This is a genomic window from Bradyrhizobium yuanmingense, from assembly GCF_900094575.1.
GTDB lineage: Bacteria > Pseudomonadota > Alphaproteobacteria > Rhizobiales > Xanthobacteraceae > Bradyrhizobium > Bradyrhizobium yuanmingense.
This window is the reverse complement of sequence record NZ_FMAE01000078.1, coordinates 1-2,399: the sequence shown is the minus strand read 5'-3', so window position 1 is coordinate 2,399 and position 2,399 is coordinate 1. Positions and strand designations below refer to the sequence as shown.

Here is a 2,399-nt window from a genome sequence, read left to right as displayed (position 1 = left end):
CTTCCGCCGCATCCTCGCCTGGCTCAGAGAACTCTTGTGCCTCATCCTGCTCCAGCTATGGCGCACGTTCGGCCGTCCCGCCCCGCTCAATTCGCCTTCTTAACGGACGACTGACTACAACTGAAATCGGCGTGCTCGATCGCCTCTCACCGACATGACACTGTCCCCGCGATTAACAGAACGGACTACTATTCGGCGGAGGAGAGGCGCGAGGCCACTGCTGGCTCAATGTAGTAGAGGCAGATCCAAGGCCCTCGGAGACGGCGAACGTTGCCTGGGGACATGGCGCGTGCGGCGACACCTTGTCGGCCATCGTCGCAGCAATCTGGCGTAGCCGCGATACAGCGGGCGCGACATTACCGATCCGGGTTGTCAATCAATAAGGGTTAAAGTGCCAGCGCTCCCAGATTTCACGGCGTGACCCGTCAGGGTCCGCAACCGCCTCAGAATCTGCTGACCACACCATCACGACGCGTTTGTTTGTGTCGTAGGAAGGCCATTCCGGCACGCCAACGCCATTAGGGTCTCCCTTCTTTGCGAAATTCGTCCACGCGGTCAACATCTGATTAGTCAGCCGAGAGATATCCGAGCCCGGGGCCTTCGACAGCGCAAGACCACCTGGAATTTGGCTGAAATCACCGGTGCCGAACATGAATGGAAGTTCAATTGAATGAAACGCCCCCAACGGGGGCAGCGCAGGATCGAGATACTTTGGGGGCACATGCCAAGTGAAGCGATAGAGCCACACCTTGCCGCCCGAGGCCGATTGGCGCTCGGCTAGGTGTGTTGCCGGTTGCGTCATTATCACGTCATCAACCAGCGCCGCTTCGATTGTTCTTTGATCGTCCCGAGAACCTTCTCATACGTACTCATGAGCTTGCGTTTCACTTCCTCCCGTTTCTCCTCTGAGGTGTCCCGTATGGAGGGTAACATAGAGAAGACATCGATCTTTGCGCCGAGATCGGTGTCTTCCACGAACGGATTGCGGAACTTGCTGTCATACATTGCCCAGTAGTTCATTTCGTTTGCATTCGTCCCAAGCATGATCCCAACATGTCTTGACGCTCCGGAGGCGAGTGCTTCGGCAGGATCGAGGGCGACCCCCGAACCATCTGCGACGGGAGCGAAGAAACCATCCGGCTCACCGGTAGCGTGGGCCTGCAGCAATAGATCTCGAACGGGCGCCGTTTTGATCTGCGCCATGGTTTTCAAGGATCCGACGTCCATGACTTTTTTACTGTCGCTTCCGCCGATCTCCTGGTGCGAATTAGATTGTAGGCCCCGCTTTGCAGGATCGCCCGTTGAAATGGCTTTTTCAGCGAGGGAGACACGAGGTGTGCGGCGATTGAGATCGAACCGGCCGATTCACCGAATACCGTGACATTATCAGAGTCCCCGCCGAGCGCCGTCGCGTTACGTCGAACCCACTCAAGCGCTGCGATCTGATCGCGCAGGCCGTTGTTGCCGCTACCGGAATAGGAAGGGTCGAGCGCACCTACCTCCGCAAATCCCAGCAAGCCGATACGATAGTTGATCGTGACGACGACCACATCCTTTCGATCAACTGCTGCCCCATTATAAACGTCGGACGCGCCACCGGCAATGAAGCCTCCGCCGGGAAGATAGATCATGATTGGCAAATTCCTGACCTGCTTCGCAGGCTTCCAGACATTAAGGTAAAGACAATCTTCATCCTCGAACAAACGAGTTGTGACTCCGCCCACGACAACCTCATGCGCCATGGCCGCTTTGGGATAACTTTCGAGCGGATCCTCGATTTGTGGACAGATTGTCCGATAGTTCGCTGCCTCAAGAATTCCTTGCCAGTGATTAGGCAAAGATGGTGGGCGGAATCGCAAATCGCTCACCGGCGGAGCCGCGTAGGGAATTCCTTTGAGGCTCAGGATCCCATCCTCGATCACGCCCTTTGCCATCCCTCCCTCAAGTGTTACGCATTCAGGGCATGTTTCGTTTAATGCCCCTGCCACGGCACTTGTCGAGAACATCACAAATCTCAATAAGATCATTATGATTGACTTGGTTTGCACCGAACACTCCTGCATAGAGACGGCTACATAGCGCGGCCTAACTACAGTGTGCTGTTGAAGCATTTATAATGCCAAGTCCTATTTCTACGGCGAGGCAATAGATCCGGCGGCACAGCCGTCAAGCGATGGTACAAATTCGGTGCGCCGAGCGAACTGCGCGCCAGCACAGCAATCAGAGGTGCAACTCGGTTCTTAGTCCAAGCTTTGATAATGCCCTTTTGTCGCTGTAGCGAGACCGAACTGTGAACCATTCAGAACTAGGGTCTGTACCTAATTAGCGAACTCTGATTCCCTGGCAGCGGGTTGATTCCACGCGGGGGACTTCGATGCGCAAAGGACTGTTCTGGCTCA

At 55.6% G+C, this 2,399-nt stretch carries 3 protein-coding genes; all 3 read right to left on the bottom strand.

The window, feature by feature from the left end; translation table 11 throughout:
* Positions 1-376: 376 nt before the first annotated feature.
* Genes GA0061099_RS42955 through GA0061099_RS42945 form a run of 3 tightly spaced genes read right to left on the bottom strand, consistent with a single transcriptional unit; the run spans position 377 to position 2,006 of the window.
* A complete protein-coding gene (locus tag GA0061099_RS42955; RefSeq protein ID WP_036032436.1) occupies positions 377-802 on the bottom strand; it encodes a carboxylesterase family protein in 426 nt (141 codons plus the stop codon).
* A 2-nt stretch (positions 803-804) separates the two neighbouring features.
* Positions 805-1,203: an alpha/beta hydrolase family protein gene (locus tag GA0061099_RS42950; RefSeq protein WP_157786123.1), complete on the bottom strand. Its 399-nt coding sequence runs from the start codon at positions 1,201-1,203 to the stop codon at positions 805-807.
* Between the two features lie 5 nt (positions 1,204-1,208).
* Positions 1,209-2,006, bottom strand: coding sequence for a carboxylesterase family protein (locus GA0061099_RS42945; protein ID WP_338060722.1), 798 nt, complete (start codon positions 2,004-2,006; stop codon positions 1,209-1,211).
* Positions 2,007-2,399 lie beyond the last annotated feature (393 nt).